General features: G+C 71.0%; 25 protein-coding genes and 1 riboswitch. Of the genes, 10 read left to right on the forward strand and 15 right to left on the reverse strand.

The features are described from left to right. Window positions 1-59: 59 nt before the first annotated feature. Both ABT352_RS21830 and ABT352_RS21835 read right to left on the reverse strand, forming a co-directional pair. Complete coding sequence (locus ABT352_RS21830) at window positions 60-1,679, reverse strand: isovaleryl-CoA dehydrogenase (protein ID WP_350946713.1); 1,620 nt, start codon at window positions 1,677-1,679, stop codon at window positions 60-62. A 281-nt stretch (window positions 1,680-1,960) separates the two neighbouring features. Beyond that, window positions 1,961-3,418, reverse strand: coding sequence for an ankyrin repeat domain-containing protein (locus ABT352_RS21835; protein WP_350946714.1), 1,458 nt, complete (start codon window positions 3,416-3,418; stop codon window positions 1,961-1,963). 164 nt (window positions 3,419-3,582) lie between these two features. On the opposite strand from ABT352_RS21835, the gene ABT352_RS21840 reads away from it, so the two are divergent. The 3 genes from ABT352_RS21840 to ABT352_RS21850 all read left to right on the forward strand — a co-directional run bounded on the left by ABT352_RS21840 (window position 3,583) and on the right by ABT352_RS21850 (window position 5,747). After that, window positions 3,583-4,341, forward strand: a complete 759-nt coding sequence (locus ABT352_RS21840) for a DUF1707 SHOCT-like domain-containing protein (RefSeq protein ID WP_350946715.1) — start codon at window positions 3,583-3,585, stop codon at window positions 4,339-4,341. A gap of 109 nt (window positions 4,342-4,450) precedes the next feature. Then, entirely contained in the window at window positions 4,451-4,948 is a 498-nt protein-coding gene (locus ABT352_RS21845) for a SigE family RNA polymerase sigma factor (RefSeq protein ID WP_350946716.1), read from the forward strand. Between the two features lies 1 nt (window position 4,949). Then, complete coding sequence (locus ABT352_RS21850) at window positions 4,950-5,747, forward strand: hypothetical protein (RefSeq protein ID WP_350946717.1); 798 nt, start codon at window positions 4,950-4,952, stop codon at window positions 5,745-5,747. Window positions 5,748-5,868: 121 nt separating this feature from the next. Here ABT352_RS21850 and ABT352_RS21855 read toward each other — a convergent pair whose 3' ends face one another. The 8 genes from ABT352_RS21855 to ABT352_RS21890 all read right to left on the reverse strand — a co-directional run bounded on the left by ABT352_RS21855 (window position 5,869) and on the right by ABT352_RS21890 (window position 11,368). Next, window positions 5,869-7,110: an RNA-guided endonuclease InsQ/TnpB family protein gene (locus ABT352_RS21855; RefSeq protein WP_350946853.1), complete on the reverse strand. Its 1,242-nt coding sequence runs from the start codon at window positions 7,108-7,110 to the stop codon at window positions 5,869-5,871. Between the two features lie 164 nt (window positions 7,111-7,274). Continuing rightward, window positions 7,275-8,078: a sirohydrochlorin chelatase gene (locus ABT352_RS21860; RefSeq protein ID WP_350946718.1), complete on the reverse strand. Its 804-nt coding sequence runs from the start codon at window positions 8,076-8,078 to the stop codon at window positions 7,275-7,277. Beyond that, complete coding sequence (locus ABT352_RS21865) at window positions 8,075-8,803, reverse strand: phosphoadenylyl-sulfate reductase (RefSeq protein WP_350946719.1); 729 nt, start codon at window positions 8,801-8,803, stop codon at window positions 8,075-8,077. The genes ABT352_RS21860 and ABT352_RS21865 overlap by 4 nt, the downstream gene beginning before the upstream one ends. Beyond that, window positions 8,800-8,976 carry a hypothetical protein gene (locus ABT352_RS21870; protein WP_350946720.1) on the reverse strand — a complete coding sequence of 59 codons (177 nt, stop codon included), beginning with the start codon at window positions 8,974-8,976 and terminating at the stop codon, window positions 8,800-8,802. Before ABT352_RS21870 ends, ABT352_RS21865 begins: the two co-directional genes overlap by 4 nt. Next, a complete protein-coding gene (locus ABT352_RS21875) occupies window positions 8,973-9,116 on the reverse strand; it encodes a hypothetical protein (protein WP_012893136.1) in 144 nt (47 codons plus the stop codon). The genes ABT352_RS21870 and ABT352_RS21875 overlap by 4 nt, the downstream gene beginning before the upstream one ends. Before the next feature lie 49 nt (window positions 9,117-9,165). Continuing rightward, a complete protein-coding gene (locus tag ABT352_RS21880) occupies window positions 9,166-10,848 on the reverse strand; it encodes a nitrite/sulfite reductase (protein WP_350946721.1) in 1,683 nt (560 codons plus the stop codon). 148 nt (window positions 10,849-10,996) lie between these two features. Next, complete coding sequence (locus ABT352_RS21885; RefSeq protein ID WP_350946722.1) at window positions 10,997-11,131, reverse strand: putative leader peptide; 135 nt, start codon at window positions 11,129-11,131, stop codon at window positions 10,997-10,999. 111 nt (window positions 11,132-11,242) lie between these two features. After that, a complete protein-coding gene (locus ABT352_RS21890) occupies window positions 11,243-11,368 on the reverse strand; it encodes a hypothetical protein (RefSeq protein WP_350946723.1) in 126 nt (41 codons plus the stop codon). Between the two features lie 192 nt (window positions 11,369-11,560). Between ABT352_RS21890 and ABT352_RS21895 the strand changes: the two genes are divergently transcribed. The 4 genes from ABT352_RS21895 (at window position 11,561) to rsgA (ending at window position 15,927) form a co-directional block, all read left to right on the forward strand. Next, entirely contained in the window at window positions 11,561-11,959 is a 399-nt protein-coding gene (locus ABT352_RS21895) for a YccF domain-containing protein (RefSeq protein ID WP_350946724.1), read from the forward strand. A 93-nt stretch (window positions 11,960-12,052) separates the two neighbouring features. Next, window positions 12,053-13,063 carry a YihY/virulence factor BrkB family protein gene (locus tag ABT352_RS21900; RefSeq protein WP_350946725.1) on the forward strand — a complete coding sequence of 337 codons (1,011 nt, stop codon included), beginning with the start codon at window positions 12,053-12,055 and terminating at the stop codon, window positions 13,061-13,063. Window positions 13,064-13,071: 8 nt separating this feature from the next. Continuing rightward, window positions 13,072-13,155: riboswitch (ZMP/ZTP riboswitch) on the forward strand. Window positions 13,156-13,187: 32 nt separating this feature from the next. Beyond that, window positions 13,188-14,444, forward strand: a complete 1,257-nt coding sequence (gene glyA, locus ABT352_RS21905) for a serine hydroxymethyltransferase (RefSeq protein WP_350946726.1) — start codon at window positions 13,188-13,190, stop codon at window positions 14,442-14,444. 364 nt (window positions 14,445-14,808) lie between these two features. Further along, window positions 14,809-15,927: a ribosome small subunit-dependent GTPase A gene (rsgA, locus tag ABT352_RS21910; protein ID WP_502992887.1), complete on the forward strand. Its 1,119-nt coding sequence runs from the start codon at window positions 14,809-14,811 to the stop codon at window positions 15,925-15,927. 182 nt (window positions 15,928-16,109) lie between these two features. On the opposite strand, the gene ABT352_RS21915 is transcribed toward rsgA, so the two are convergent. From ABT352_RS21915 to ABT352_RS21930, 4 genes are all read right to left on the reverse strand, one after another. Then, window positions 16,110-16,424, reverse strand: a complete 315-nt coding sequence (locus ABT352_RS21915; protein WP_012893126.1) for a WhiB family transcriptional regulator — start codon at window positions 16,422-16,424, stop codon at window positions 16,110-16,112. Between the two features lie 105 nt (window positions 16,425-16,529). Further along, on the reverse strand, window positions 16,530-17,486 hold the full coding sequence (locus ABT352_RS21920) for a ferredoxin family protein (protein WP_350946728.1): 957 nt from the start codon (window positions 17,484-17,486) through the stop codon (window positions 16,530-16,532). A gap of 126 nt (window positions 17,487-17,612) precedes the next feature. Beyond that, window positions 17,613-19,145, reverse strand: coding sequence for a glycerol-3-phosphate dehydrogenase/oxidase (locus ABT352_RS21925; RefSeq protein WP_350946729.1), 1,533 nt, complete (start codon window positions 19,143-19,145; stop codon window positions 17,613-17,615). Then, window positions 19,142-19,780: a TetR/AcrR family transcriptional regulator gene (locus ABT352_RS21930; protein WP_350946730.1), complete on the reverse strand. Its 639-nt coding sequence runs from the start codon at window positions 19,778-19,780 to the stop codon at window positions 19,142-19,144. Before ABT352_RS21930 ends, ABT352_RS21925 begins: the two co-directional genes overlap by 4 nt. A 46-nt stretch (window positions 19,781-19,826) precedes the next feature. Between ABT352_RS21930 and ABT352_RS21935 the strand changes: the two genes are divergently transcribed. The 3 genes from ABT352_RS21935 to ABT352_RS21945 all read left to right on the forward strand — a co-directional run bounded on the left by ABT352_RS21935 (window position 19,827) and on the right by ABT352_RS21945 (window position 24,616). Next, window positions 19,827-21,401, forward strand: a complete 1,575-nt coding sequence (locus ABT352_RS21935; RefSeq protein WP_350946854.1) for an FAD-binding oxidoreductase — start codon at window positions 19,827-19,829, stop codon at window positions 21,399-21,401. A gap of 75 nt (window positions 21,402-21,476) precedes the next feature. Next, window positions 21,477-22,985, forward strand: a complete 1,509-nt coding sequence (locus ABT352_RS21940; protein ID WP_350946731.1) for a metallophosphoesterase family protein — start codon at window positions 21,477-21,479, stop codon at window positions 22,983-22,985. A gap of 35 nt (window positions 22,986-23,020) precedes the next feature. Next, on the forward strand, window positions 23,021-24,616 hold the full coding sequence (locus ABT352_RS21945) for a bifunctional 3'-5' exonuclease/DNA polymerase (protein WP_350946732.1): 1,596 nt from the start codon (window positions 23,021-23,023) through the stop codon (window positions 24,614-24,616). Window positions 24,617-24,698: 82 nt separating this feature from the next. Here ABT352_RS21945 and ABT352_RS21950 read toward each other — a convergent pair whose 3' ends face one another. Further along, complete coding sequence (locus ABT352_RS21950; protein ID WP_350946733.1) at window positions 24,699-26,042, reverse strand: MFS transporter; 1,344 nt, start codon at window positions 26,040-26,042, stop codon at window positions 24,699-24,701. Between the last annotated feature and the right edge of the window lie 160 nt (window positions 26,043-26,202).

The raw sequence follows: 26,202 nt of genomic DNA on the forward strand, positions 1-26,202 counted from the left end.
GCCGCGCCGGCCCCCGGCTGCGCCGGGGCCCCCCCCCCCCCACCGCCCGCCACCGGAGGTCAGAAGGAGGCGCGGTCGAGGAGGGCGTCCAGATCCAGGCCGGCGGGCAGGGTGCCGAAGGCGCGGCCGGTGTCCCCGGCCAGGCGGGAGACGCAGAAGGCGTCGGCGACGGCCGCGGGGGCGAGCCGCACGAGCAGGGAGCCCTGCAGCACCAGCGCCATGTCCTCGGCGACGCGCCGGGCGCGGACCTCGAAGTCGCCTGTGTCGTCCAGGGACTTGCGCAGGCGGTCGGCGGCGGCGTCCAGGTGCCGGTCGGCGCCGGCGGCGAGCGCGACCTCGGCGAAGAACACCTCCCGCGCCTCGGGCTCGCGGCCCAGGGCGCGCAGCACGTCGAGCGCCGCGACGTTCCCCGATCCCTCCCAGATGCCGTTCAGCGGCGATTCACGAAACAGCCTGGGCATCTGCGACTCCTCGACGTAGCCGTTTCCTCCCAGGCACTCCAGCGCCTCCGCCGCGTGCGCCGGAGCGCGCTTGCAGATCCAGTACTTGCTCACGGCCAGCGCGGTGCGGCGCAGCGCGGCCTCGGCCTGGTCGCCGGCGATGGCCCGGTCGGTGGCTCCGGCCAGCCGCGTCATCAGGACGGTCGCCGCCTCCGACTCCAGGGCGAGCTCGGCCAGGACGTTGCGCATCAGCGGCTGGTCGGCGAGCTTCCTGCCGAACGCCCCGCGGTGCCGGGTGTGGTGGACGGCCTGCGTGACGCCGTACCGCATGCCGGCCGCCGAGCCGATCACGCAGTCCAGCCGGGTCATGTTGACCATCTCCAGGATGGTCCGCACTCCGCGTCCCTCCTCGCCCACCAGATGGGCCGTCGCGCCGTGGTACTCCACCTCGGCGCTGGCGTTGGACCTGTTGCCCAGCTTGTCCTTCAGCCGCATCAGGTGGACGGCGTTGCGGGTGCCGTCGGGAAGGACGCGGGGGAGCAGGAAGCACGACAGTCCGCCGGGGGCCTGGGCGAGGACGAGGAACACGTCGCACATCGGGGCGGAGTTGAACCACTTGTGCCCGGTCAGGGCGTAGCTCCCGTCGCCCAGCGGTTCGGCGCGGGTGGTGCCCGCGCGAACGTCGGAGCCGCCCTGCTTCTCGGTCATCGCCATTCCCGCGAGCACGCCGCGCTTGCCGAGCGGCGGGCGCAGCCCGAAGTCGTAGCTCCGCGAGGCCAGCAGGGGCTCCCAGTCGGCGGCGAGCGCCGGGCTGTGCCGCAGCGCGGCGATCGAGGCGTAGGTCATCGAGATCGGGCAGCCGTGTCCGGCCTCGACCTGGCTCCAGACGTAGAACTTGGCGGCGCGGGCCACGTGCGCGCCCGGCCTGGCGCTCGCCCACGGGGTGGCGTGCATGCCGTTGTCGACGGCGACGGTCATCAGCTCGTGCCAGGCGGGATGGAACTCCACCTCGTCGATCCGCCTCCCGTAGCGGTCGTGGGTGCGCAGGACGGGCGGGTGCTCGTTCGCGAGCCTTCCCCACTCCTGGGCCTGTTCCGAACCGGCGAGAAGACCGAGCCGGCGCAGTTCCCCGGTGGCCCATCCCGCCCCCTCGCGTTCCACGCCGTCCATCAGGGCGGCGTCGGCGGACACGTCGTGTCCGGTGAGCGGGTGAGCCTGGTTGAAGACGTCATGGGTCACGTGCGGCCTCCGGTAACTCATTCGGCTCGTCGCCGGGTTCTGCGCCTATCTCAACATCCTGCCGGGGGAAAGTTGCCCTTTATTGGGCGCTATATCCGATTTACGTCCGCTGTTGGACACCGGCTTCCGGAAGTTCACCCCGCCGTACGCGTACGGCGCGGACCGCGCGGACACGCGTACGGACCACTGTCGGCCACGCGGGAGGATCCGCGCTCGTCCCGACGACGCCGGGACGAGGCGAGAGCGGGCGCGGACCGCCGGGTGAGGCCCCCGCCCGCGCGTCAGGGATTCTTGACCAGGTCGCGGACGTAGTCGTCGTCCTCGTCGCTCTCCGCGAGCACGCGCTCCGCGCCCCGCTGAGCTCGCGCGTCCCCCCGGGTGGCGAGGCCGCGCGTGGCCTCGGCGACCGTGTTCAGGTCCTCGTCGTCGAGCCTGGCGGCGAGCGCGTCGCGGATCCGCTCGCTGTCCTTGGGGTCCTCCGTCAGGCCCGCCAGGCCCATGGTGGCCCAGTCGCGCACCTCGGCGTCGGGGTCCTCGGTCATGGAGATGAGCAGCGCGAGCCCTTCGGCGTGACCCGGGGGCAGGACGGCGGCGAGCGCGGCGGGATCGGCCTGGGTGCGGGTCCAGCCGTCGGCGGTGACGATCTCCAGCACCTCGGGCAGGGCACGCGGGTCGGCGTGGTGACCGAGCGCGCCGAGCACCGAGCGCAGCACCCGCTCGTCGCCCTCGGTGGCCGCCATCCGTCGCAGGATCGGCAGCGACTCCTCCAGGAACGGCTTCTCGTTCTCGGTGAAGCCGAGCTGGGCGAGCACGTCGACGGCGAACTCCCGCTTGCGCGGATCCTCGTTCGAGCACAGCCGCGCCGCCGCGTCGAAGGTCTCACCGTCGTCGCGCCTGCTCAGCGAGCTCGCCACGGTCCACCAGGTCTCGGCCTCCTCGTCGATGTCCCGGTAGGGCATCGCCCGCTCGACCAGCTCGTCGAACGGCAGCCGCTCGCCCGTGGCGTCCTCCAGCAGGGTGGCGACGGCCGCGTGCCCGCGCTGGCAGGTGAGTTCGGCGACGCGGGTCCCGTCGGGTCCCACCGCCGCGACGGTCACCAGGTCGGTGCCGTCCTTCGCCCTGCTGCGGCCCACGACGAACTGCGAGCCCTCGGGGGCCTGCTCGGTGAGCTGCTCGAGAAGCGCGCTCTCCAGCTGGGTGCCCAGCCAGTCGTAGGCGATGGAAAGCGGCGTGTCGCCGTCGCCGTCGGGCCGGTCGGCCTCGGCGCCGGCCTGCAGCAGCGTCTGTACGACGCCCAGGGCGCCGCGCCGGGTGGCCAGGGTGAGCGGGGTGTCGCCGCCCTCGTTGGCGTCCTCGGGGTTCGCTCCCGCGGCGAGCAGCGCGCCGACCGCGTCCGCCCGCCCGTTGGCGGCCGCCCAGAGCAGAGCGGTCCATCCGCCGGCCTCCCGCCCGGACACGTCGGCACCGGCGGCGAGCAGCGCCCGCAGGACCTCGACATGGTCCCAGGAGGAGGCCACGCACAGGGGCAGTCCCTCGTCCTCGCCGCCACTGATCCGGTTGGGGTCGGCTCCGTGGGCCAGCAGCGCGCGCACGATGTCCACGCGGCCCTGGTTCGATGCCAGGTAAAGGGCGGTGGGCTCTTCCGTGCCGTCGGGGTCGGCGCTCGTGCCGTTCCGCAGCAGCCGCTCGGCCCGCTCGGCGTCGTTGGCCGCCACCGCGTCCAGGAGTTCTCGGTACATGCCTCCGGATCATATGGCGTGCCTCCCCGGCACGGCCGTACGCCGGTCCCGCGCCCCTGGTGGGGGGGCGTCATCCGATCTGATTAGCGAGTTTCCTCCCTCGGGGGGATCCGCACGCCGTAGCAACTCGCGATATGTTGTGAGTTATGAATAATCCCGGGGAAATGCGGGTCTCGGACGCGGAGCGGGAAGCCGCCGTCGAGTGGTTGCGGGTCGCCTCCGTCGAGGGCCGTCTCACCCTCGGGGAGCTGACCGAGCGTACCGAGGCGGCCTACACCGCCGTCACCCAGGCCGAGCTGGCGGTGATCACCTCCGACCTGCCCGGCGGTCGCCCGGTGCCCGCACCCGCCTATCCTCAGCCCTCGTCGGGGGAGGGCGGCTCGGTGCGGCGCTGGTTCGTGGCGGTGATGAGCAGCTCCAAGCGGCGCGGCACCTGGCGGATCGACAAGCCACTCGGCGCCGTCGCCGTGATGGGCGACGTGCTGCTCGACCTGCGCCAGGCGGAGGTGCGCACGGGGGTGGTCGACATCATGGCCACCGCGATCATGGGTGACGTGAAGATCATCGTCCCGGACGGGGTGGACGTCGAGATCGACGGCATCGCCATCATGGGGGACAAGAAGGTCCAGGTCATCGAGGCACCCCCGGGCACGAACGCGCCGCTCGTCCGGGTCGCGGCCTACGCCCTCATGGGAAGCGTCAAGGTGGTCGGGGACTCCAAGGCCAAGCCACTCAAGAAGGCGATGGCGGCCTGGCGCAAGCAGTGGGAGGAGATGCGCGCCGAACTCACCGGCGAATACGGCCACCACCGGGCGGGACCCGGCCCCCACCAGATCCACCCCTCCCCCCAGGAGCCTCCGAGGCCCCCCTGGCCCCCGGCGCCGCCTCAGCCTCCCCACCCCCCTCAACTACCCCACCTCTGAGGGGCCGCCTCACCTCTCGCTCATCGGGACAACTTCGGAGCATGTGCAACATCCCGGGATCCCCAGGGCGTAGTGATCGGTGACATACACCGACAGTGAGGATCCCCCGATGCGAGATCGGGCTGACTTCGAGCACTACGTGGAGCAGTGCTCGCCGCGCCTGTTACGGGCCGCCCACCTGTTGTGCCGCGACTGGGGCACGGCGGAGGACCTGGTACAGACAGCCCTGGCCAAGGCATGGCTCGCCTGGCGGAGGGTGGGTGACGATCCGGACCCGTACGTCTACCGCATCATGGTCAACACCCACGCCACCTGGTGGCGCCGCAGATGGCGCGGAGAGCTGCCGAGCGCTGTCCTCCCCGAGATGCCGGACGGCGACACGATGGACGCGGTGGCCACCCGGGAGGCGGTCCGGCAGGTTCTGGCCGGGCTTCCCGGCAGACAGCGGGCCGTGATCGTCCTGCGTTACTTCGCGGACCTGCCCGACCAGCGGATCGCCGAGATTCTCGGCTGCTCGGTGGCGACCGTACGAAGCCAGGCCAGCCGAGCACTGCGCAAGCTGCGCGTCGATCCCGCGGCCGTCGCCGCGATCACCACGGGGAGCTGAGATGACGATCACCGAATCCGAGTTGCGCGAGATCCTGAACGAGGACGAGGGTGAGGGCCACAACAGGGGGGTGACCGTCGCCGGTGTCCACCGGCACGCCCGCGCGATCAGGCGCCGCCGCCGCTGGACGGCGGGCGGTGCGGTAGCGGCCGTCATCGTCGCCGTGGTGGCCCTCAACACCCCTGCGGGCGGCGTCGCCGACGACCTCGGCATCTGGACCGGCGTCATGGCCCGGCCGTCTCCCACGGTCCCGACGACGTCACAGCCGCTGGGCGGGCCGTTTCCGGGAGACGAGGTCGCGAGCGGCGACTACAGGACCGGCGGGGTACGCGAGGAACTTCGCGTCATGTCCTGGAACAATTCGCTGAAGGTCAGTGTCCGCTGCTCCGGGCCGATACGGCGGGCGGTCGTCTGGATCGGCGACGGCCCCGCGCTGTGGCGTCTCTGCGGAACCGATCCCGATGGAAACGTCGTGGAGGTCTTCACCGAGAACCCGAGCGGTGCGGCGGGGGGCGGCGACCGTCCTGCAGGGGAGCAGGTCGTGACCGCGGCCATACTGCCCGGCGAGATCGACGCAGCGGGCAGGACGGTGAGCCAGTTGGCCCAGGCGATGGACGGCCTCTTCGACGGCTGGGAGGAGCAACTCGCCGCGGCGGAGTCCTTCCCTCTCGACTGGTCGCTCAGGGTACGGGAGATGATCTACCCGCTCTGCCGGGACAACGTGCGTCAGCTGGATCCGCGTACCGGGGAGATAGTCCGCCTGACCTGCGAGGGCAGGGACAAGGCACCCCCCGGGTGAACCCCGGGGGTCCCGAGGGTGGGGGCCGCGCTCAGGCGGTGGCGAGGGCGGGGTGTCGGTGGGTGGCGAGTTCTTGACGCGCTCCCCGGCCTGAAGGGCCGAGGATTCAGTCCGTGCCGCGTCATGCGGCACCTCTGTGGCTACCTGCTTCATCGGCGTCGGCCACCGCGAGCGGTGGTCTTACGTCACCTCCACAGGCGTTTAACGTCTCCGCCTCCCGCCGCCTGTCGGCGGCGGGTTTCCGTCCAGCGGCGACGGTCCGTCGGCCCTCGGCCAGCACGTTGCGTGCGGCGTTGACATCACGGTCATGGACCGCCCCACACGGGCACATCCACGATCGGACGTTCAGCGGCAGAGCGGTGGCCACAGCCGCGCACTGCGAGCACCGCTTGGAGGAGGGGAACCACCGGCCGACCTTGGCGAAGGTCCGCCCGTACCGCTTCGCCTTGTACTCCAGCATGGCCACGAACTGCGACCAGCCCGCGTCATGGACGCTCTTGGCCAGCCGGGTGCGCGCCAGTCCCTTGACCGACAGGTCCTCCACGTAGATCGCTTGGTTGTCGCGAACCAACTGGGTGGAGAGCTTGTGGGCGAAGTCCCGGCGCGCATCAGCCACCCGGGCATGCGCGCGGGCGACCTTGACAACGGCCTTGGAGCGGTTGGCCGACCCCTTCACCGTACGACTCAGGGCCTTTTGCGCCTTACGGAGCCTCTTGGCCGCGCGGCGCAGGAGACGCGGGTTGTCGATCTTCCGGCCGTCCGACAGCACCGCGAAATGAGTGAGACCCAAATCGACGCCGACCTCGGACGTCGTCTCGGGCAGCGGCTCATCACCGGTCTCGACCGCGAACGAGGCGAAGTACCGCCCGGCCGCGTCCTTGATGACCGTCACCGACGACGGCTCGGCGGGCAGTGGGCGCGACCAGCGCACCACCACCTCGCCGATCTTCGGCAGGCGCAACCTCCCGCCCGCCGTGACGGCGAAGCGGGCGTTGCGGGTGAACCGGATCGCCTGGCGGTTGTCCTTACGCGACCGGAACCGGGGCGGGCCGACCTTCGCCCCTTTGCGCTTACCGGTGATGGAGGCGAAGAAGTTGCGGTAGGCGGCGTTCAGGTCGGCCAAAGCCTGCTGCAACACCACCGCCGACACCTCACCCAGCCACACCCGCTCCGACGTCGCCTTCGCGACGCTCAGACGCCGGGACAACTCCGTATCCGAGACATAAGCCAACCCCGCCCGGTGGGCGTCCTGACGAGCACGCAGCCCGTCGTTGAACACCGTCCGCGCACACCCGAACGCCCGCGCCAGCGCCTGGCGCTGAGCGGCGTCGGGATAGAGCCGATACCGGTAACGAAGCTGCACGGTGGCGATGGTCGCATGACGCAACGCCTGAGCGCTCGACAACTCCACGACCAGTTGGGACGCCAGATCGACGTCGCCCCCTTCACCGGCGAATCCACGCACGGGGAGCCCCGCGCCGCCCCGGTGTCCTGCACCTGGTGGGCCGAGCGGCAAGACCAGGAAGGTCAGGGCACGCCCACGCCCTGGAGGGCACTCCCGCGCGGGCCTTCACCCCAGGCCTGAAGGCCGGAGCACTGGCCCGCATTTCGGTAGCGTTCGAGCAGCACCGCGGCGACCTCGGGGGCGGCGCCCAGCACGTCGGCGACGGCGTCGGCGCCCGCCGCCAGGGTCTCGCGGCGGATCCTGTCGGCGAAGTGGCCGGGGGCGAGCAGGTAGGGGGCGACCACGATCCGTGAGGCGCCCGAGCGCCGCAGGCGCAGCACGGCCTCCTCGGGGGTGGGACCGGCGGCCGAGGCGTAGGCGGCGGTCACCGACCGCCAGCCGCGTTGCCTCGCCCAGTCTCCGGCGATCCCGGCGACCGTCGCGTTGGCCCGCCGGTCGCTGGAACCGGCCGAGACCAGCACCACGGCGGTGCCGGGCTCGCCGGGCTCCACGCCGGCCTCGGCCAGGCGCCGCTCCAGTGCGGCGACGAGCAGCGGGTGCGGGCCGAGCGTGGCGCCCGCGTGCACGCGCAGCAGGGGCCTGCGCGCCGTCGCCTCGGCCAGCGCGCCGGGGATGTCGACCCGGCTGTGGTAGGCCTCGGTGAGCAGCAGCGGCAGCACCGCCGCCTCGGTGAGCCCCGACAGCGCCATGGGAAGCGTCGGGGAGGCGTGGTCGAGGTAGGCGGTGCGTACGAGGAGCTCGGGCCGCGCGTCCCGTACCAGGTCGAGCAGGGCCTCCACCGTCGCGGCGGCGCGCGGGTCACGGGACCCGTGCGCCACCGCGACCAGCGGTGTCCCGAGAGCGGCGCCGGTGGCACGCCAGGTCATACGTGGAGCCCGCACTCGGTCTTGCCCATGCCCGCCCAGCGACCGCTGCGCGGGTCCTCTCCCGGGGCGACCTGGCGGGTGCAGGGGGCGCAGCCGATCGAGGGGTAGTCGTCGTAGTGCAGCGGGTTGATCAGCACCCCGTTGTCGGCCATGTAGTTGTCGACGTCGTCCTGCGTCCACCGGGCGATCGGGTTGATCTTGACCATCTGGCGCTTGGCGTCCCACTCGACGACCTTGACGCCGGCGCGGGTGACGGCCTCGTCGCGGCGGATGCCGGAGACCCAGGCGAGATACGGCTCCAGGGCGCGATTCAGCGGCTCGACCTTGCGCAGGTAGCAGCACAGGTCGGGGTTGCGCCCGAACAGGCGCGGGCCCAGGTCGCGCTCCTGCTCCGCCACCGTACGGGACGGCTTCACGTCGATCACGTTCACGTCGTAGACCTGCCGGACGGCGTCACGGGTGCCGATCGTCTCGGCGAAGTGGTATCCGGTGTCGATGAACAGCACGTCCACGCCGGGCTTGACCCGGCTGACCAGGTCGATCAGCAGGGCGTCGCTCATGGAGGCGGTCAGGCAGAGCCGGTCGCCGAAGGTCGCCGCCGCCCAGCGGATGATCTCAAGGGCCGAGGCGTCCTCAAGGAACCGCGCGGCCGACTCGACGATCTCCTGCAGGTCGAGGGTCCCGCGCTGCTGACGTAACCCGACTTCGATGTCCACCAGTGTCATCGCTCGCTCATCCAATCCTCGTTCGCCGCGCGGGCAGGTCGTGCCTCACGGGCCGTCGCGCTCGTCGTCGTGCCGGAACTCACCGTGCGGGCCGTGCCGGCCGCGGTGACCTCTCCGGTCGGAGAGGTCGGCGCGGCCGGCACGTTCGCCGCGTCGGATTCGCCGTGCGTCACGAGCGCACCCCGATTCCGAGAAACTTCAGCTTGAAGGCGCGCACGCACGACCGGCAGTACCAGCCGCCGTCGCCCTCGTAGGGCTCCAGGTCTTCCTCACCGCAGTACGGGCAGTGGAAGGGAACGGCTCGCTCGCTCATCCGCTCCTCCTCGTCCCGCCCGTTACCGAAAGGACGGCGTGTCGGCCGTTCACTTCAGGTCCGCGTCGTCGGCGCGCTGCACCCAGTCGGAGAAGGTCTCGTTCTCGTCCTTCTGCTTCTCGAAGTTGCGGAGCACGCGCTCCACGTAGTCGGGAAGCTCCTCGGAGGTGGCCTTCAGGCCGCGGACCTTGCGGCCGAAGCCGGGGTTGACGCCCAGCGAGCCGCCCAGGTGGATCTGGAAGCCCTCGACCTGCTCACCCTTGTCGTTCACGACGAGCTGGCCCTTGAGGCCGATGTCGGCGACCTGGATGCGGGCGCAGGAGTTGGGGCAGCCGTTGACGTTGATGGTGAGCGGGCTCTTGAAGTCGGGCAGCCGCTGCTCCAACTCGTCGATCAGGTTGGCCGCGGTGACCTTGGTCTCGACGATGGCGAGCTTGCAGAACTCGATCCCGGTGCACGCCATGGTCTGGCGGCGGAAGGTGGAGGGGTTGACCTGCAGGTCGCCCGCCTCCAGCTCGGCGACGAGGCTGTCGACCCTGTCGGGTGCCACGTCGAGGATGACCATCTTCTGCTCGACCGTGGTGTGCACCCGGTCGGAACCGTGCCGCTCGGCGATGTCGGCGATGAGGTTCAGCTTGTCGCCGTCGAGGCGGCCGACCTTCGGGGCGAAGCCGACGTAGAAGTTGCCGTCCTTCTGCGGGAAGACGCCCACGTGGTCCCGGCGGCCGCCGCGCGGCTGCTCGGGCGCGGGGCCGTCGGGCAGGACGTATCCCAGGTATTCCTTCTCCAGGACGTCGCGGAACTTCTCCGGGCCCCAGTCGTTGATCAGGAACTTGATCCTGGCCCGGTGGCGCAGGCGGCGGTAGCCGTAGTCGCGGAAGATGCCGATCACGCCACCGTAGGCGGGGGCGACCTGGTCAGGGGTGAGGAAGACGCCCAGCCGCTTGCCCAGCATCGGGTTGGTGGACAGGCCGCCGCCCACCCACAGGTCGAAGCCGCGCTCGCCGTTCTCGTTCACCACGCCCACGAACGCCACGTCGTTGATCTCGTGCACGGTGCAGTGCGCCGGGCACCCGCTCACCGCGGACTTGAACTTGCGCGGCAGGTTGGAGTAGGCGGGGTCGCCGATGTAGGTGTCGTGGATCTCCTGGATCTGCGCGGAACCGTCGATGACCTCGTCGGTGTCGATCCCGGCCAGCGGACAGCCCAGGATGACGCGCGGGGTGTCGCCACAGGCCTCCGTGGTGGACAGGCCCACCGACTCCAGACGCTCCCAGATGTCGGGAACGGCCTCGATCTCGATCCAGTGCAGCTGGATGTTCTGCCGGTCGGTGACGTCGGCGGTGCCCCTGCCGTAGAGGTTGGAGATGTCGGCGATGACGCGCAGCTGGGCCAGGTTGAGCCGGCCGCCGTCGATCCTGACCCGGAGCATGAAGTAGCGGTCGTCGAGCTCCTCCGGCTCCAGGATCGCGGTCTTGCCGCCGTCGATCCCGGGCTTTCGCTGGGTGTAGAGCCCGAACCAGCGCATCCGGCCGCGCAGGTCGGAGGGGTCGATGGAGTCGAAGCCGCGCTTGGAGTAGACGTCGATGATCCGCTGACGGACGTTGAGCCCGTCGTCGTTCTTCTTGTTCTCCTCGTTCTTGTTCAGCGGCTCGCGGTAACCGAGAGCCCACTGACCTTCGCCGCGCGGGCGCTTGTGATGTCGGTTCGCCGACCGGGCTGGGGTCGTCATGCGCGCGTCCTTTTTGTGGCTCGATGGAATGATTTCCGGACGCGCACAGGCGGCACCTCCCGCCTCATCGTCGAGTGCGGGGGTCGATTACTCAGAAGAGGACGCCTGTTACGCGGCCGAGCTGGGTGAAATCAGCAGGGGGCGACTGTTAACGGACGTCACAACAGATGGCGCTGCGGACACGCAGGAGGTCGACGTGGCGTCGCACGACGAGCAAGGGGTCCGCTGGCATGTCTACGACGATACCTTGGGCACGGTGGATGTCCAATGCGGGGTCCACCATCTGGACGCGGACGTGGTATCGGGAGTCGCGCGGGGAGCGGGGGCAGCCACCCGTCGAGACCCCGCCGGACGGCGGGGTCTCGACGGGTGTGGCGGGCGCCGGGGGTTCGGATCAGCCCTGGCGGGGCCAGTCCAGTGCCGACTCCCGGGGCTCGTGGACGGGCTGGTGCTGGCAGTCGCACCACGAGCCTCCCCGGCACTCGTCGTGCCGCCGCTCTTTGCAGTCCTCGCAGATCATGGCTCCATTCTCTGCCCTTTCCGGCCGGGGCATCACTCGGCTCCTCCCTCGGACCTGAGCCGCGATCGACAGGGACTTCACCGGAGCGTCGCGGCGAAACGGGCGCTCCACTCGGGTCGGGGTCCGGATCAGGGGCGTTTCAGGGAGACGCCGGATGGAGCAGGCGCCCTTTCACCTGACATGCTCGTAAATATGCGGACACTGTTGAACGTCATTTGGTTGGTCTTCGCGGGGATCTGGCTGGCGATCGGCTACGTACTCGCTGGAATCGTGTGCTGTGTCCTGATCATCACGATCCCGTTCGGCATCGCGTCGTTCCGGATCGCCGCCTACGCGCTGTGGCCCTTCGGCAGGACCGTGGTGCGCGACCCCGACGCGGGCGCGCTGTCGACCATCGGCAACGTGATCTGGTTCGTCGTGGCCGGCGTCTGGCTCGCGATCGGGCACCTGCTGACCTCGATCCCGCTCTTCCTGTCGATCATCGGCATCCCGATGGGCCTGGCCAACCTGAAGCTGATCCCGGTCTCCCTGCTGCCGCTGGGAGCGCGCATCGTCGACGTCGACGACGCCGAGGCGTTCTACCGCAGGTAGGTTTCGCCGCGGATGCCGAGGGCAGCCCGGTGAGATTCGATCGTTGCCCGCCTGACTCGTGATCAAGAGCGGCTAGGAATACCGTTGTGTGGCATGACGTCCACTGATGCCCCGGCTCATCGGCCCGGGCCCGAGCGGCGCCCCCCGCGCGGGCCCGGGGTGCGGTTGCGCGCCGGCGTCGCCTGGTTGCGCAGGGACGTCTGGGGCAGGCTGCGGGCGCTGCTCTCGTGGATCCGCGGCACCGACGTGTGGACCCTGATCGTCGCGACCACGAACGCGGGCGTCACCTACCGCGTCACCGGCCTGGCGGGTGAGGCGGCCTTCTTCGCGTTGCTGTCGCTGCCGCCGTTCATGCTCGGCCTGATCGGCATGCTCGGCCAGCTGACCCGCGTGTTCGGCCCCGAGACGGTCAAGAACGTCAGCGACTGGATCGACGAGCAGGCCCACCTGCTGTTCACCGACAACGCCGTGGACACCGTCGTCACCCCCCTCATCGAGGACGTGCTGAAACCCGAGAACCAGGTCTCGCTGATCTCCCTGGGCTTTCTGCTCGCGCTCTGGTCGGGCTCGCGGGCGCTGTTCGTCTACGTCGACCTGATCTCGGTCGCCTACGGCCTCGGCGAGGAGCGCGGCATCATCCGCACCCGCCTGATGTCCTTCGGGTTCTACCTGGCGGGTCTGCTGATCGGCCTCGTGGTGATGCCGGTGCTCGTCCTCGGCCCGGCCGCGCTGCGCGGGGCCCTGCCGGCCGACTACACCGTGCTGGTCGACATCCTCTACTGGCCGGTGGTGGTCATCGGCTCGGTGATCTTCCTCACCCTGCTCTACCACGTGAGCGTGCCCGTGCGCACGCGCTGGTGGCGCGAGCTTCCGGGAGCGATGCTCGCCCTCGTCATCTGGATCGCCTGCGCCGCCGTGCTGCGCGCGGTCCTCGCCGCCTGGTTCTCGCCCGTCTCCATCTACGGCTCGCTCGCCGCTCCCATCGCCGTGCTCTTGTGGCTCTACATCACCGCGCTGGCCGTGCTCATCGGCGCCACGCTCAACGCCGAGGTCGACCGGCTCTGGCCTGTCGAGGGCGCAGGTCGCGCCGGGCGTGCGGCTTAGTCCGCTATCGTCTAAGCCGCGACTGGCGCATAAGGTGGGAGAGACCACCGGGGAGCGAAAGGGCGAGGAGGCCGAGCGCCTGGGTCTTCGCGCGATGTCGACGACGACAGGGGAGTGAAGGCGCATGAGCGCTCTTTCCAGCGTGGATCCGCAGATCGCCGAGCTCATCAAGGCCGAGGAGCGGCGGCAGTCCGACACCGTCAAGTTGATCGCCTCGGAGAACTACGTCTCCAAGGCCGTCCTCGAGGCCACCGGCACCGTCCTGACCAACAAGTACTCCGAGGGCTACGCCGGCAAGCGTTACTACGAGGGCCAGCAGGTCATCGACCAGATCGAGACCCTCGCCATCGACAGGGCCAAGGCCCTGTTCGGCGTGAACCACGCCAATGTGCAGCCCTACTCGGGCTCGCCCGCCAACCTCGCCATCTACCTGGCCTTCCTGAAGCCGGGCGAGACCGTGATGGGCATGGGCCTGCCGTTCGGCGGCCACCTGACCCACGGCTGGTCGGTCTCGGCCACCGGCAAGTGGTTCAACCCGGTCCGCTACGGCGTGCGGCAGGACACCGGCCGCGTCGACATGGACGAGGTGCGCGAGATCGCCCTGCGCGAGCGCCCCAAGCTGATCTTCTGCGGTGGCACCGCGGTCCCGCGCACGATCGACTTCCCGGCCTTCGCCGAGATCGCCCGAGAGGTCGGGGCGGTGCTCGCCGCCGACATCGCGCACATCGCGGGCCTGGTGGCCGGTGGCGCACACCCGTCGCCCGTGGGCCACGCGGACGTCATCTCCACCACCACCCACAAGACCCTGCGCGGTCCCCGGGGCGCCATGCTCATGGCCACCTCCGACGAGCACGCCACCGCACTCAACAAGGCCGTCTTCCCCGGCCTGCAGGGCGGCCCGCACAACCACACCACCGCGGCCATCGCGGTGGCGCTCAAGGAGGCGTCGACCGACGAGTTCAGGGACTACGCCCGCCAGGTGGTCATGAACGCGCAGGCGCTGGCCGAGGAGCTCCTGGCCCGGGGCTTCGACCTGGTCTCCGGCGGCACCGACAACCACCTCATCCTCTTTGACCTCACCCCCAAGGGCATCGGCGGCAAGCCCGCCGCCCAGGCCCTCGACAAGGCCGGGCTGGAGACCAACTACAACAGCGTGCCCTTCGACACGCGCAAGCCGTTCGACCCCTCGGGCATCCGCATCGGCACCGCGGGCGTGACCAGCCGGGGCATGGGCGTCGCCGAGATGCGGCAGATCGGCGCCTGGATCGACCAGGTCGTCACCGCCCTGGCCAAGGACGAGGACGAGGCCAAGCACGTCATCACCCGGGTCCACGGAGAGGTCAGGGAGCTCACCTCCCACTTCCCCGCCCCCGGTCTGTGATCTCCTCCCCGGAGGGCGGGCCGCGATCGGGGTGATTCTCCACTCCGATCGCGGCCCCGCCCTCCGGGGGATCTCCACCGGTTCGCGGCGCACCGGGCGACGTCCGGGCCGGGTGGAGCCCTCCGGGCTCGGCCCGGGGGATCCCGGGGCACCCCGGGAAACACGGCAAAAATGTGTTTGCGCCGGACGGGAGGCACTGCGCTAAGGTTCTCCCGAAGAAGCCGTTCGAGAAACGCGCGGCCACGAGGCGACAGGAGGTGGGAAGCATGCGGGTTGTTCTGGTGAGCCTGCCGTCCATCAACCTCCGGGTGCCCGCCTAGCCGATTCGCGACGAGGCACCCGGCCTTCCACAAGGGTGCTTACGTTGTCTTCGCCGATCATCTCTTCTTCATCCGTTCTCACCTCGCTCGGCTGGAACGACTCTCTCGCCGCCGAGCTTCCCGCAGGCCTCATCCCCGCCCGGGTGTCCCGCGTCGATCGCGGTGCCGCCGAGGTGCTGACGGCCTCCGGTCATCTCCGGGCCCACTACGGCGCCAGGGTGCGGCGCGACGCCGCCGCCGACCCCGTGGCCCTGCCCTGCGTCGGTGACTGGGCCGGGCTCCGCCGCCTGGCCGAGGGCCGTTTCGAGCTGGAGGCGCTTCTGCCCCGGCGCACCGCGTTCGTGCGCGGCGGCGTGGCCAGGGTCTCCAGGGGCGGGCTCTCCGGCGACTCCCAGGGCCAGGTGCTCGCCGCCAACGTCGACGTCGTCTTCGTCGCGGAACCCGCCCTGCACGCCACCGACACCGCCGACCTGGGCAGGATCGAGCGGCTGCTCGCGCTCGCCTGGGAGAGCGGGGGGCGTCCCGTGGTGCTCGTCACCAAGTCCGACCTGATCGGCGAGGGCCTCGGCTTCCTGATGGAAGAGGTCGCCTCGGCGGCGCCGGGTGTGGACGTGCACCCGGTCTGCTCCGTCACGGGCGAGGGCGTCGACATCGTCCGCGGCTATCTCGAGGGCACGCGCACCGCGGTGGTGCTGGGCGCCTCGGGGGCGGGGAAGTCGACGCTCGTCAACGCCCTGGCGGGGGAGGGGGTGATGGAGACCCAGCAGGTCAGGGCCGGCGACGGCCGGGGCCGTCACACCACCGTGCACCGCGAGCTGATCCCGCTCGCGGGGGGCGGGCTCATCATCGACACGCCGGGTATCCGCCGCATCGGCCTGTACGACATGGGCGAGGGCGTGGACATGGTCTTCTCGGACCTGGAGGAGCTCGCCGCGCGGTGCAGGTTCGGCGACTGCCGCCACGACAGCGAGCCGGGCTGCGCCGTGATCGCCGCGATCGAGGACGGCACGCTCGCCGAGCGGCGGCTGGAAAGCTGGAACAAGCTTCAGCGGGAGGCCGCGTGGATGGCGTCCAGGACTGACGCGCGGCTCCGCAAGGAGCTCCAGGGCAGATGGAAGAGCATCACCAAGGAGATGCGGAAGGCGGGCCGCAACAGGCCCTGAAACGCGAAAAGGGCCCTGAAGGGAACCGATGGGCCCTGGTGAGAAGTGGAAGCGCGGGGGAAACCCGCCGTGCGGTCGCCCGTTCCGGGGGGCCGCACGCGCGGGGCCCGACGCGACAACGTGTGATCTCGCAGGGGGTTCGCGAGATCACACGTGCGGGGGAAGCCGGGTGGAGGTACTGCTCAGGCGACGGCACTGATGCCGGCGCTGGCGGCGCGGCGCATACGACGGCGACGCTCGGAGGCGCGCTCGTCCTCGTTCAGACCGCCCCAGGTGCCGTACTTCTCCGGACGGGAGAGCGCGTAGTCCAGGCACTCGGCGCGAACAGGGCACTGGGCACAGATCGCCTTGGCCTTACGCTCGCGGATGTCACGCTCGGGCTGACGCTCGCCGTCGGGACCGAAGAAGAGCACGAGGTCCTCGCCCCGGCACGCGGCGTCATCCTGCCAGCCCCAGCTGGGCCGAGGCCGGGCGGTCTGCCGACGTACCTGAGACATGAGAAAACCACCTTATAGTGAGAGGGTATTTCTGGTTGATGCCGCATTGGACGCTTGTGACGTCCCTGAGGACAACGCCTGGATTGGCCGTGATGTTCCCTCAGGTCAGGTCAGCGCGGACGTGGCGTACCGCACAGGGGCTACCCTGTCCAGCGTGACCAGCCGGTAGGTAGTGATCGTATCGGCGCAAGCCGTACCGCATGGCGTTGTCAGCGTCATGGGTTCAACCACTACCCGAAAACGGGTGCCATTACCGCGCACAAATGCCTCGGTGACGGCGCCGTCCAACCTGGAGGATTCCACGGCCACTCCGCCAACCGAGAGATCACCCGTATGAACGCGGATGAAATGCTCAGCGGCCTGCAGTGGCTCAGGGATGCCTGCGCGTCCCCGGAAACGGTCGAGGATGACCTCGCCGGACCGGTACGCGTTGGCTGCCGCGATCGCAGCAGCCTGAGACATGCTGCCGTAGTAAAGCCCGTGTGGCAAGCACACGAGGTTGGCGGCGTATCGATCGCCGCCAACATGTGATGTTTCCCATACTGTGTCCGGCAATGTTTTTGCCAAGGACCGAGCGAGGGGTAGTCCAATGCGGGCGCAGCACGCGTTGCGCTTGGCATGCGTGCAGACCAGAAAAACCGGCTCACTCACAAGTATGCAGGACTCCGGGACCACTCCGGCCACCACGTTGTCAAGGTTAAGATCGTCCGGATCTGCGATGACGCCTTCGGCGATCCACGGTTCGGCCGATCCGGAGTCGGCGACCATGACGTGAATGCCGGTTTCCACGAGGTTTCTGCGTCCCGGGCGGCGGATCAGCTGGGGGCGGATGCCGAGGCGGGTGGCCCGTTTGACAAGAGTGTGAACTTCCTTGGGAAGATCGCAGTCTTCCAGGTGGGAGGCCCAGGGGCCGGGGTGCTCGATGAGAAGCCAGAAGCGGGCTCCGACGGTCGCGCTGGCGTGAAGTGGCAGCTCACCGGTGTGACAGCCCGGAGGGTGGGTGCACCCCTTGGCGGCTCTGACCGCTCTGTCCGCCCTGCCCACGACGCTCCCCGTGCTCACGCTCTCTCCTCGCTCTGACTTAGGTAAGACTAACCTAATGGTGAGAGAGGGGTGGCGAGGAGCGAAACGATCACAGCTGGGTGAAGGCGCGTGCGTCGGCGGCCTTCCGGCTCCGGCGGGCAGACGTCAGTAGGCCAGTGCGGCACGCGCCATGGGGAGGGCCGCGTCGCGGTCCCGCAGGACGAGGCCGACCCTGGTGCGCCGGTCCAGGAGGTCGTCCACGTCCAGGGCGCCCTCGTGCCTGACGCCCCAGACGAGCTCGGCCCCGGTGACCCCGGTCGGCCCGGGCTCGGCCAGCCAGGGGTCCTCCGCCATCAGGGACCGTACGGCGGCCGCCTCACTCCCGTACCGCTCAAGCAGCCGGTCCGCCTCCCGGTCCTCGCGCCCGTCGCCGTTCGCGTCCTTCCCCGGGTGCGCGCCGGCCCCGACGAGGGGAAGGTCCGCCGTGCGGCTCGGTCCCGCGTCGAGCCCGCCCAGCGACACGGCCCGGTCGATCGCGTCCTCGGCCATCCGCCGGTAGGTGGTGAGTTTGCCGCCCACGATCGTCATCAGCCCGTCCGGCGTGCTCAGCAGCGTGTGCCTTCTGGACAGGTCGGCGCTGCGGCCGCCGCCGGCGCCGGCGAGCAGTGGGCGCAGTCCCGCGTAGGTCCCGGCGACGTCCTCGCGCCGGATCGGCTCCTCCAGCACGGAGTTCAGGATGGACAGCAGGAAGGTCACGTCATCCTCCGGCGCCTGCGGTACGTCGGGGACGGGGCCGTCCACCGCCTCGTCGGTGAGCCCGACGTAGACCCGCCCGTCGGGCTGGGGAAGAACGAGGACGAAACGGTTGCTCTCCCCGGGAACCGGTACGTGCAGCCCCGCGGCCAGGCCGGGCAGCGTCTCCGGTCGCAGGACCAGGTGGGTGCCGCGCGAAGGGCTCAGCCGGATGCCCGGGTGCAGTCCGGCGGCCCAGACGCCGGTGGCGTTGACCACCGTCCTGGCCCGGATGGTGAAGATGTCCCCGTCGAGTTCGTCGCGGACCAGCGCGCCGTCGCCCGACAGCTCCAGCGCACGGCAGCGCGTCAGTATCCTCGCCCCGTGGGCCGCAGCGGTCCTGGCCACGGCGATCACCAGGCGGGCGTCGTCGGTCAGGCGCCCGTCCCATGACAGCAGGGCGCCGCGCAGCCCGCGCGAGTCCAGCGGCGAGGCGAGGGCGAGAGCCTGCGCGGCGGAGATCCGTGAGGGGCCGGGCAGGAGGTGGCTGGGCGTGCGTGCCGCGACCCGCAGCCCTTCGCCGAGGCGGTATCCGGTCATCAGCAGCGCCGCGTGGCGGCGGGAGACCTCGGGGACGAGCGGCAGCAGGTAGGGATGGGCGCTGACCAGGTGCGGCGCGGTGCGCCCGAGCAGGTGGCCGCGCTCCACCGCGCTCTCGTACGCCACCCCGACCTGCCCTTTGGCCAGGTAGCGGAGCCCGCCGTGGATCATCTTGGAACTCCACCTGGAGGTCCCGAAGGCGATGTCGTGGGCGTCGATCGCGGCGACGGAGAGGCCGCGGGAGGCCGCGTCGAGCGCCGCCCCGGCGCCGGTCGCGCCCAGCCCCACCACCAGCACGTCCACCACGAGGTCGCGCACCTCGGCCAGCTCGCGTGCGCGGCGGGCGGCGTTGAGAGAGGAGTTCACGGTCGCAGGTACCTTTCCAGGAGCGTGGCGAGCTCGGCGTCCAGGTCGTCCAGGCTGACCGGGGCGTCCGTGCCGCCCGGGCCACCTGGGCCGTTCGGGCCGCCCGTGCCGTCCGGGGTGTCGGGGGCGGCCGGGTCGAGCATGGTCGGGCCGGAGAGAAGGAACGACTGGGCGGTGAGCAGCACCGCCCTGGCCATCCTCGCCGGGTCACCGCGCCGCACGGTGCCCCCCTCCTGGCCTCGGACGATCGCCGCCTCGACGAGCGCGAGCATGGCCTCGTGGCTCGCCCCCCTGCGGTCCAGCAGGTAGGGCAGGAGCAGCTCCGGGTCCACCTCGACGATCTTTCGCCAGAGCGGATGGTCGCGCAGTGCCCGTACCGCCGCCACCGCGGAGGTGACCGGGTCCCCGGTCGCGAACCGGTCCGCGACGCTCACCCACTCGCGGGTCATCAGGTCGGCGACGAGGGTCCGCATGTCGGGCCAGCGGCGGTAGATCGTCATGCGGGAGAGCCCTGCCCTGCGTGCCACGTCGGTGAGCGTGGCACGCCGCACCCCCACCGCGAGGACCACCTCGCGGGCGGCGTCCAGCACCTGGCCGCCGCTCTCCGCGTCCGCGTTGTGACGAATAGACGTCATGTGTCACAGTGTAAGGGTGGAAAATCCGACGAGTGCCACCGAGCCCATGCTCTGGTCCGGCTGGGGTGATCCCGGCAAGGCCGCCGACCTGCCGGAACCGGTGAGAAAACTGCTCCACGACGTGCTGGGCGTGAGCCCGCGTCCAGAGCGGGCCGCCGGGCTCGGCGAGGTGCGGTTGCCCGCCGTGACCCTCTCGTCGCCCGTGCGGGCGGAACTGTGCGGCGTGGTCGGCGCCGATCACGTGCGCTCCGACGACGAGGCCCGCGTCCGGCACACCCGTGGCAAGTCCACCCCCGACCTGATGCGTATGCGCGCCGGAGACGGTTCCGACGCGCCCGACGCGGTGGTGCTGCCCGGTTCGCACCGCGAGGTGCTGGAGGTGCTCGCCGTCTGCGCCGCCCACCGGATCGCCGTGGTCCCCTTCGGGGGCGGAACCTCCGTGGTCGGCGGCCTGGTCGCGAGCAGGCAGGGCTTCGCCGGTGTCGTCGCGCTGGACCTGGTCCGCCTGGACCGGCTGATCGCCGTCGACGCCGAGTCGATGGTCGCGGAGATGGAGCCAGGGCTCCGGGCACCTGGGGCCGAGCGGCTTCTGGCCGGGCACGGGTTCACCCTAGGTCACTTTCCGCAGTCGTTCGAGTACGCCACGCTGGGAGGCTTCGCCGCCGCCCGTTCCAGCGGGCAGGCCTCGGCCGGGTACGGGCGTTTCGACGACATGGTGGTCGGCATGACCGTGGCCACTCCGCGCGGGACCCTTGAGCTGGGCCGGGCGCCCAAGTCGGCGGCCGGGCCCGACCTGCGCCAGGTGATCCTGGGCTCGGAGGGGGCCTTCGGCGTGATCACCTCCCTGAGGCTCCGCGTCCGGCCCGTGCCCGAGGAACGGGTCTACGAGGGGTGGCGGTTCGCGTCGTTCACGGAGGGGTCGGCCGCGCTGCGACACCTCGTCCAGCAGGGCGTCGTGCCCACCGTGCTGCGCCTGTCCGACGAGACCGAGACGATGGTGGGCCTGGCACGCCCCGGCGAGATAGGCGCCTCGCCGACCGGTGCGGGCTGTCTGGCGATCGCCGGATACGAGGGCTTCTCCGAGGTGCCCGCCCTGCGCGAGCGGGTCGCCGCCGTGCTGTCCGGGCTCGGAGGCGTTCCTCTCGGCACGGATCCGGGGGAGTCGTGGGTTCACGGACGCTACTCGGCGCCCTATCTGCGCGACTCGCTGCTCGCCGCCGGCGCGACCGTCGAGACCCTGGAGACGGCCGGGTTCTGGTCCAACCTGCCTCGCCTCTACGACGCCGTACGGCTCTCGCTGCACGCCTCGCTCGGCTCGCCGCTGGTCATGTGCCACATCTCCCACGTGTACGGCACCGGCGCCTCCCTGTACTTCACGGTCGTCACGGCGCAGGGCGACGACCCCGTCGGGCAGTGGCGAGAGGCCAAGCGGTCGGTCAACGAGGCGATCGTCGCGGCCGGGGGCACCGTCTCGCACCACCACGGGGTCGGTCGCGACCATCGGGAGGCCTACGCGACCGAGATCGGCGACCTGGGTGTGGAGATCCTGCGCGGGATCAAGGGCAGGCTCGACCCCGAGGGCATCCTCAACCCCGGCGTTCTCGTCCCGCCGGGCGGGTGAGGGACACGGCTTCGAGATCGGCCGCCTTTCCCGAGAGGTGTGCGGCTTTTTAAGATCATTGCCAAGATATGGGCCATGGTTGACATAAGACAGGCGGCGGAGCGCGGGCGTGAGGTCTCCTCCCGGGTGTCGAAGGAGGGGGCGGGCTGGTCCTGCGCCCAGACGGGCACCTTCAAGGAACTGCTGCCCAGTAAGGAGACCTTCTCCTGGCTGAACCCGCGCACCATCTGGCGGTCGCGGAACGAGGTCCTCGCGATCCTGTTCGGAGACCCCTCGGGGCAGGTGAGGGCGCGCTGGGTGGGCTCGCAGCGGGACCGGGGCGTCGACCCCTCCTTCCGCATCCCGATGGACGTCGGCTCCGGGTTCTCCTTCCTTGTCCTCGGCGACACGGGGGAGGGCGACGCCTCGCAGTACGCCGTGGTGCCGGGCATGCTCAAAGTCGGTGAGGACACCGCGTTCGCGGTTGTCGCCAGCGACGTGATCTACCCCACCGGCTCGGGCAACGAGTACGAGGACAAGTTCTTCCGCCCGTACCAGGACTATCGAGCGCCGATCTACGCGATCCCCGGCAACCACGACTGGTACGACGGGCTCGGTGGTTTCATGCGCGTCTTCTGCGAGGCCCCCGCCCTGGAGGCCGAGAACGAGGGGTTCAAGCTGTCGCCCTCGGGATTGCGGGGTCTGCTCTGGCGCAAGCCGGAGAAGATCGACGAGGCCCGGCTGGCGAGGGCGCGCGAGCTGCGGGCGAAGCCGGAGCAGCGGGCCGTGCAGCCCGCCCCCTACTGGGCGATGGAGACCCCGGGGCTGCTCATCGTCGGGGTGGACACCGGTATCCGCGGCGACATCGACTCCGAGCAGGCCACCTGGCTGCGCGAGGTCTCCCGCGATCCCCGGCCCAAGGTGCTGATCACCGGAAAGCCCATCTACAGCCGTAACGACTACAAACCGTCGAAGCTGGCCGGCGGCGGAACCATCGACGACATCGTCACCGACCCCGCGCACAACTACGTCGCGGCGATAGGCGGCGACGTGCACAACTACCAGCGCTTCCCGGTCAAGGTCGGGGACCGGACCATCCAGTATCTCGTGGCGGGCGGATCAGGGGCCTTCATGCACGCCACCCACACCATCCCGAGGGTCACCGTGGGCGGCGTGCACGAGGACGACTACCGCTGCTACCCGCTGCGCGGTGACTCGCTCTCGTTCTACAGCGGGCTCTACAGTGACCGGCTGCGCATGCGGTGGCTCTACCTCACGCCCGACGAGAGCGCGGCGCTGATGTCCCGGCGGATCGGCAACACCCCGGTGAGGGACATCCCGGCCGTGCCGATCACCCGGCGGATGCGGTGGGTCGCCAGGATCCTCGGCGGCTGGCCGATGCCGCTGCGGCTCCCGGTGGGCAGGACGTTCCACCGCTACCTGTCGGAGCTGTCCGACTGGGACACCCCGCCGTTCTTCAAGAGCTTCCTGCACGTCTCGGTCACCTCGGAGGCCCTCACGATCCGCTGCTTCGCCGCCACCGGCTGCCTGCGGCAGGAGATCGAGCCCCCGGTCGAGGACGAGATCGTCATACCGCTCGTCTGATCGAGAATGTCGTACCGGCGTGGCAGGGTGGGCGTATGCACGTGTCGGTCGCGGCGGCTCCCGGGGGTGGGGGTGTGCTGCGTGTGGACGGCGAGCCCGCCGGGGCCGTCGCCGATCTGACCTCGGCCGTCCGCGAGCTGGAGGCCCGGGGGCCGCGCTGGGTCTGGGCCGACACGCGGGAGGTCTACCCCGCCCTGCTCGCCGCGGGGGTGCGGCTCGCGCGCTGCCATGACCTCGCGCTGACCGAGGGCCTGCTCCTCGCCCACGAAGGGCGGTTCGGCGAGCCGAGGTCGGCCCCCGCGGCCTACGCCCGGCTGCACGGCCTGCCCGTGCCCGACGATCCGCACGGCCCCCAGGCACGGCAGGCCACGCTTTTCGAGGAGGAGGCGTCCCCGCCGGACGCGGACCTGGTCGCGGAGGTCTACGCCGACCAGTTGCGGCGCGTGGAGGCGACCGCCGACCCCGGGCGCTTCCGGCTCCTGGTCGCCGCGGAGTCGGCCGGGGCGCTGGTCGCCGCGGAGATGGCGAGGGAGGGCATGCCCTGGCGCCGGGACGTGCACGACGAGCTGCTGACCGGCCTGCTCGGCCCGCGTCCTGTGCACGGCATGCGGCCCGCCAAGCTCCAGGCCCTGGCCGACGAGGTGGCGGCGGCGTTCGGCACGCCGTTCAACCCCGACTCCCCGCAGCAGATCGTGAGGGCGTTCAAGGCGGCGGGCGTGCCCGTCGCCTCCACCAGGGCCCACGACATCAAGCAGGTCGAGCACCCGGGCGTCGCGCCCCTGCTCGCCTACAAGGAGATGGCCAGGTTCTACAGCTTCCACGGCTGGGCCTGGGCCGACCAGTGGGTGCGCGACCACCGTTTCCGGCCCGAATACGTGGTGGGCGGCGTGGTGACGGGCCGGTGGGCGACCAACGGTGGCGGGGCCCTGCAGATCCACAAGCTGATGCGCAAGGTCATCGTGGCCGACGACGGCTGGACGCTCGTCGTCGCCGACGCGGCCCAGCTGGAGCCGCGTGTGCTGGCCGCGATGGCGGGGGACGTCGGCCTCGCGAGGGCGGCCGGGCAGATAGACCTCTATCAGGCGCTGGCGCAGGCGTTCGGCGGCGAGCGCGACAACGCCAAGATCGCGATGCTGTCGGCGATGTACGGAGGCACCAGCGGAGACGCGCCCAAGCTGCTGGCCGTGATGCGCCGGCGCTTTCCCCGCGCCTACCAGTTCGTGGAGGACGCCGCCAGGGCGGGGGAGGAGGGCAAGGTGGTCCGCTCCTGGCTGGGCCGCACCTCGCCCCCGCCCTCCGCCCGCTGGCGGGAGCTGGTCTCCGGCCCCGAGGGAGGCCGCGCGGCTCGCGACCGCGGCCGGTTCACCCGCAACTTCGTCGTCCAGGCGACCGCGGCCGAGTGGGCTCTCGTGCTGATGGCCGTGCTGCGCGGCCTGCTTCCCGCCCCGGCCAGACTGGTGTTCTTCCAGCACGACGAGGTGATGGTGCACTGCCCGGCCGAGCAGGCGGAGGAGGTCGTCGCGGCGGTCGGCAAGGCCGCGGAGGAGGCGACCCGGTTGTTGTTCGGATCGACCCCGGTGCGCTTCCCCATGCTGGCCGTCCCGGTCAGGTGTTACGCCGACGCCAAGTGACGCCCGGTGGGGCCGGGCGTCTTCGGCGGTTTCGGACACTCCCGGGCGCCGGTTGAGCGGATCGGGTGAGGGCGGTCGTGGCTCAGGCGCGGGTGAGGGCGAGCCAGGCGCCGGTGACCGTCACCATGACCGCGACCGCCGCGCCGAGCACGCCGTACGACAGACCACCGACGATCAGACCGGCGATCACGGTGCCGGCCGCGCCGCAGACGTTCATCAGCAGGTCGGAGAGGCCCTGCACGGGGGTGCGGTGTTCCAGCGGCACGGCCTCGCTGAGCATCGCCGAGCCGGAGATCAGCCCGAACGACCAGCCGAGGCCGAGCAGGAGAAGTCCGACGGCCACCTGCGTGACGTCGTGCGTCCCGGCCCCGCCCGCGAGGACGGCCGCGGCCAGCAGCAGACCCATTCCCGCTACCAGCACCGTTGTCCTGCCCACCCGGTCGGCGAGCCAGCCGACCACGGGCGACAGGACGTACATCCCCGCGATGTGCAGACTGATCACGATCCCGATGACCGTGTACGTCGAACCGCCGTGGTCGAGGTGGACCGGGGTCATGGACATGATCGAGACCATCGCGGTGTGGCTCACCGCGATCGCGACCAGCGCGCGTGCCGCCACGGGTGTCCCGCGCAGCACCCGCCAGGCGGTGCGGAACGTCCCGGCGCTCTTCTCCGAGGGGGCGGGTCCGGGCGCGGGGACGTCGGAGTCGGGGGACGTGTCGGAAGACGCGTTGGAAGACGCGTTGGAAGACGCGTTGGAAGACGCGGAGCGGGCCAGGAGCAGGGGGTCGGGACGCAGGGCGACCACGATGATGCCGAGGGCGATCGCGAAGCTCACCAGGGCGACGGCGAACGGGCCGCTGCCCGACGGCATCCCGAGCCCGGTGCTGAATCGCTCGGCCGGTTCCGCCAGGTTCGGCCCGGCGACCGACCCGACGGTGGTGGCCCACACCACCAGCGAGAGGTGCCTGGCCGAGTGCCCCGGCGGGGACAGATCGGTCGCGGCGTAGCGCGAGGCGAGGTTGCCCGCGCTGGCCGCGCCGAACAGCACCAGCCCGGCGAGCAGCAGCGGCCAGGAGCCCAGGGCGACCGCGAGCAGCGAGACCAGGCAGCCGAGCAGGGCGCAGCCGTAGGCCAGGGTGAGCCCGGCGCGCCTGCCACTCCTCCCGGACGATTTCGCGGTGGGCAGCGCGAGCAGCGCCGCACCCAGCACGGTCGCGGTGCCGGCCAGCCCGCTGAGCGCCGTGGAGCCGGAGAGCTCCCTCACGGTCACCGAGCTGAAGGTGAGCCCCACTGCGACTCCGATCCCGCCGCTGATCTGGGCGGCGGACAGGACGGTGAGCGTCCGCCGCTGTACGGCGGTGACTCGCGTCTTCCTGCCGGGGGAGGCGCCGGGGGGCGTGGTGTTCGTGGGGTTCGCGGTCACGAGCGAAGTCTGCCATCACTCATGACCGAGCCACGAGACCTTTTCGGGAGCGGCACGGTGGACGGCGGGCGCGACCTGGACATGGCGGGACGGCGGTGCGGGGTGAAGGACGACGGGACGGGGTTCGGCCGATGAGGCATGTGATGAGACGAAGAAGCAC

The organism is Streptosporangium sp. NPDC000563 (assembly GCF_040299985.1).
Classification (GTDB): domain Bacteria; phylum Actinomycetota; class Actinomycetes; order Streptosporangiales; family Streptosporangiaceae; genus Streptosporangium.

Coding starts and splice junctions, on each gene's coding strand:
- ABT352_RS21835 (WP_350946714.1), bottom strand. CDS start 3,418: ATGTACCGAGAACTCCTGGACGCGGTGGCGGCCAACGACGCCGAGCGG.
- ABT352_RS21840 (WP_350946715.1), top strand. CDS start 3,583: ATGCGGGTCTCGGACGCGGAGCGGGAAGCCGCCGTCGAGTGGTTGCGG.
- ABT352_RS21845 (WP_350946716.1), top strand. CDS start 4,451: ATGCGAGATCGGGCTGACTTCGAGCACTACGTGGAGCAGTGCTCGCCG.
- ABT352_RS21850 (WP_350946717.1), top strand. CDS start 4,950: ATGACGATCACCGAATCCGAGTTGCGCGAGATCCTGAACGAGGACGAG.
- ABT352_RS21860 (WP_350946718.1), bottom strand. CDS start 8,078: ATGACCTGGCGTGCCACCGGCGCCGCTCTCGGGACACCGCTGGTCGCG.
- ABT352_RS21865 (WP_350946719.1), bottom strand. CDS start 8,803: ATGACACTGGTGGACATCGAAGTCGGGTTACGTCAGCAGCGCGGGACC.
- ABT352_RS21875 (WP_012893136.1), bottom strand. CDS start 9,116: ATGAGCGAGCGAGCCGTTCCCTTCCACTGCCCGTACTGCGGTGAGGAA.
- ABT352_RS21880 (WP_350946721.1), bottom strand. CDS start 10,848: ATGACGACCCCAGCCCGGTCGGCGAACCGACATCACAAGCGCCCGCGC.
- ABT352_RS21885 (WP_350946722.1), bottom strand. CDS start 11,131: ATGGTGGACCCCGCATTGGACATCCACCGTGCCCAAGGTATCGTCGTA.
- ABT352_RS21890 (WP_350946723.1), bottom strand. CDS start 11,368: ATGATCTGCGAGGACTGCAAAGAGCGGCGGCACGACGAGTGCCGGGGA.
- ABT352_RS21895 (WP_350946724.1), top strand. CDS start 11,561: ATGCGGACACTGTTGAACGTCATTTGGTTGGTCTTCGCGGGGATCTGG.
- ABT352_RS21900 (WP_350946725.1), top strand. CDS start 12,053: ATGACGTCCACTGATGCCCCGGCTCATCGGCCCGGGCCCGAGCGGCGC.
- glyA (WP_350946726.1), top strand. CDS start 13,188: ATGAGCGCTCTTTCCAGCGTGGATCCGCAGATCGCCGAGCTCATCAAG.
- ABT352_RS21915 (WP_012893126.1), bottom strand. CDS start 16,424: ATGTCTCAGGTACGTCGGCAGACCGCCCGGCCTCGGCCCAGCTGGGGC.
- ABT352_RS21930 (WP_350946730.1), bottom strand. CDS start 19,780: ATGACGTCTATTCGTCACAACGCGGACGCGGAGAGCGGCGGCCAGGTG.
- ABT352_RS21935 (WP_350946854.1), top strand. CDS start 19,827: ATGCTCTGGTCCGGCTGGGGTGATCCCGGCAAGGCCGCCGACCTGCCG.
- ABT352_RS21940 (WP_350946731.1), top strand. CDS start 21,477: ATGGTTGACATAAGACAGGCGGCGGAGCGCGGGCGTGAGGTCTCCTCC.
- ABT352_RS21945 (WP_350946732.1), top strand. CDS start 23,021: ATGCACGTGTCGGTCGCGGCGGCTCCCGGGGGTGGGGGTGTGCTGCGT.